The organism is Pseudomonas sp. P5_B2 (assembly GCF_056400445.1).
In genome coordinates this window covers 1-3367 of the sequence record NZ_JBFULH010000449.1, presented here as the reverse complement: position 1 = coordinate 3367, position 3367 = coordinate 1, and the positions used below count along the sequence as shown (strand labels likewise).

Below are 3367 nucleotides of genomic sequence, written 5' to 3'. Positions count from 1 at the left end.
GATCAGCGTCCCGAACAGCGGCAACAACAGAATGGCAAACAGCAGGTACACCACGACGCGGTGATAGACACCGACTGGGCCCAGTTCAGCGCGAGACATGGTAGCTCCTCTTCAACAGCAGCTGATGCACGAGGGTCACCAGGGTCATCAATGCCACCAGCACCACCGCCAGGGCACTGGCGAGGTTCGGATCGAGGGAAATATCACCGGATACCATCGCCGCGATGCGGATGGTCATCACGTTGAAGTTGCCGGTGGTCAACGCGTAAACCGTCGCGTAGGCGCCGAGGGCGTTGGCCAGCAGGATCACGAACGTACCGAGCAACGCCGGCGTCAGTACCGGCAAACCGATGTGCCGCCAGAACTGCCAGCCGTTGGCGCCAAGCAATTCGGCGGACTCGCGCCAGTCTTCACGCAAGGCATCGAACGCCGGGTAGAGCAGCAACACGCCGAGGGGAATCTGGAAATAGGTGTAGAGAATGATCAGCCCGGTTTTCGAGTACAGGTTGAAATCCTGAATGATCCCGGCCTGCTTGAGCATGATGGTGAAGCTGCCGTTGAAGCCCAGCAAGATGATGAACGCGAAGGCGAGGGGCACGCCGGCGAAGTTGCTGGTCATGTTGGCGAAAGCGTTGACGAAGTTGCGCAGTTTCGAGTCGACCCGGCGCAGAGAGTAAGCACCCAGCACCGCGATAATGATCCCGAATACACTGGACCAGAAACTGATCTCAAGGCTGTACCGGATCGCCTGCAAGTAGAACTTTGAATTGAAGATCTTGGTGAAGTTAGCCAGGCCCCAACCGAACTCTTCCGATTGCAGGCTGTTGATCATCACCCAGACCAGCGGGGCGATTTCAAACACAATAAAAAACAGGGCGAAAGGTACAAGGCACAAGGCTGCCAACCACTTGCCACGTGTATTGGCATTCACTTGAGCAACTCCCGGCACACCGGTTTGTCGTGGGACACGCCCAGCAATTCGCAGACCGTGCCGCAGATTTCGGTCTGTTTCGGCGTGGCGTCGGGGTTGAGACTGAACGCGTCACCGAGAACAAACAGCGGTACTTCGCGCTCTTCCGGCAACAGGCCGTTGTGGGAGCGGTCGTTGTTCATGCCGTGGTCGGCGGTCACCAGCACTTGATAGCCGGCGTCGAGCCAGGTGCGCAGGTAGTCAGCCAGGATAATGTCGGCAGTGCGGGCGCTGTTGCGGTACTGCGGCGTGTCGAGACCGTGCTTGTGCCCGGCGTCATCAATGTTCATCGGGTGGATCAAGAGAAAATTCGGCGCATGACGCATGCGCAGGCTTTCGGCGTCGGCGAACAGGTGCGAATCCGGGTAGTGGTCGTTCCAGTAGAAGTGGCCGTGCTGGATCGGCAGGGATTCGTCGTCGGTGTGACGATCCCGTGCAGCCACAAACGGCGAACGGTTATACAGCTCGCTGACMCAGTGATACGCCGCAGCGGCAGTTTTCAGGCCGGCGTCCGTGGCGTAGTGATAGATGCTGCGCTGGTTGGACAGGCGCGAGACGTTGTTGTGAACGATGCCACTCTCAATGGGCGGGACGCCGGTGAGAATGCATTCGTAGAGTGGGCGGGACAGGGACGGCAGTTCGCACTCCAGTTTGTAGAGCGCGGCGCGCCCTGCGCCGACATAAGCCTGCAGGTGCCCCATGGTGTGACGCGCGACTTCGTGGTTGAGACCGTCGAGCACGACAAGGATGACGTTGTGCTTCATAGGGGCATACTCCGCGTGACAGTTATTTCAAATACGTAACCAATCTACCTGTGGGAGCGAGCTTTTGTGGTGAGGGGGCTTGTCGGAACGCCGCATCGCCCCGTTGGTCGCGAAGCGGCCCCAAAATCAGAAATTCTGGAACTGCTGCGCAGTTCAACGGGGGCAAGCCCCCTCGCCACAAGGCTCCCACAGGGATTTACGACATCACTTCATTTCTACGATGACTTCTTCGTTCCACTTCTGAGGAAGGGCTTTGGAGGTCTTTTCCCAAGCATCGGCGTCTTTGATTGGCGTGACATTTTTGTACTGCTCGTTAGGCAGCAACTTGGCCTTGACCTCGGCGGGCAGGGTCAGGTGTTCGGCACGAATCGGACGCGCGTTGCCTTTTGCCAGGTTGATCTGGCCGGCGTCGCTGAAGATATATTCGCGGGTCAGCTTGGCAGCGTTCGGGTTTTTTGCGTATTTGTTGATGATGGTGGTGTAACCGGATATCACCGAACCATCGGATGGAATCAGCACGACGTAGTCATCCGGATTGGCCATCTTGGCCTTGTAGCTCAGACCGTTGAAGTCCCAGACCACACCGACTTCGACTTCACCCTTTTCCATGGTGGCGATCGTCGGGTTCGCCATCGACAGGCGGCCTTGCTTGGCGATATCAGCGAACAGCAACAGGGCTGGCTGAATGTTTTTCTCGTCGCCACCATTGGCCAAGGCTGCCGCCAGAACGCCGTTGGCCGCCTGAGCCGCGGTGCTCACGTCGCCGATGGAAACCTTGTATTTGCCACCCTTGAGGTCTGCCCATTTGGTCGGTGCTTCGGAACCGTGCAGCAATTTTTTGTTGATGATAAACGCGATGGAGCCGGTGTAGGCCAGCGCCCAGTTGCCGTCCTTATCCTTGGCCCAGGCTGGAATTTGATCCCAGGTAGTGGGCTTGTAAGGTTGCACCACGCCTTGCTTGACCGCGATCGGGCCGAAGGCTGCACCCACGTCGCCGATGTCAGCGCTGGCGTTGTCTTTTTCAGCGGCGAACTTGGCGATTTCCTGGGCCGAGCTCATGTCGGTGTCGATGTGTTTCAGGCCGTAGTTCTTGGCCAGGTCATCCCAGGTGCCTTTCCAGTTGGCCCAGTTGTCGGGCATGCCGACGCTGTTGACTGCGCCTTCCGCTTTCGCAGCGGCTTCGAGGGTTTTCAAATCATCAGCCGCCATGGCGGCGGTGCACATGGCAATGGTCGAGCCTAACAGTGATGCCAGGAAAAGCTTTTTCATCCGAAGCTCCTTTGGGCGTTTTCAACGCTGCGATTGCGGTTGTGTTGGTCTAGGTCAGCAATACCTGAGCCAATTTAGGCGGGCTCGATGACACTTTCATGTCGGTTGTCGCCCGGCAGCACAGTTAGTTGCCCGGTATTGGCAGGTGCCCGGTAAGCGTAGACCATGGGTAAAGACCCCGTGAGCAAGGGACTTGGCGGATGTATTGCAGAGTTTGCCGCGACCGTGGAATTGACCGTTGGGTAGCTTTGTCATCGATCAGTCATCTGCAGTGCCTACGCTTGCAGGACGTCGATGAACCGGTTTTACGGCACGGTTCTGCTCCGAAATAGCGCTGGTCTAGTCCAGATAGGTAACGTTGATG

3 protein-coding genes and 1 pseudogene are annotated in these 3367 nt (G+C 57.7%); all 4 read right to left on the bottom strand.

Annotated elements, in window-relative coordinates; all coding sequences use genetic code 11:
• Positions 1-99 (bottom strand): annotated as a pseudogene (locus AC1DRJ_RS22160) (ABC transporter permease); the annotation flags it as partial.
• Entirely contained in the window at positions 86-931 is an 846-nt protein-coding gene (locus tag AC1DRJ_RS22155; RefSeq protein WP_477804023.1) for an ABC transporter permease, read from the bottom strand. The pseudogene AC1DRJ_RS22160 and the gene AC1DRJ_RS22155, both read right to left, overlap by 14 nt.
• The gene (locus AC1DRJ_RS22150; protein WP_477804022.1) at positions 928-1734 is read right to left on the bottom strand and encodes an alkaline phosphatase family protein; all 807 of its coding nucleotides are present in this window, start codon (positions 1732-1734) and stop codon (positions 928-930) included. Before AC1DRJ_RS22150 ends, AC1DRJ_RS22155 begins: the two co-directional genes overlap by 4 nt.
• A gap of 204 nt (positions 1735-1938) precedes the next feature.
• Positions 1939-3003, bottom strand: a complete 1065-nt coding sequence (locus tag AC1DRJ_RS22145; protein ID WP_477804021.1) for an ABC transporter substrate-binding protein — start codon at positions 3001-3003, stop codon at positions 1939-1941.
• Positions 3004-3367: the final 364 nt, after the last annotated feature.

Coding starts and splice junctions, on each gene's coding strand:
- AC1DRJ_RS22145 (WP_477804021.1), bottom strand. CDS start 3,003: ATGAAAAAGCTTTTCCTGGCATCACTGTTAGGCTCGACCATTGCCATG.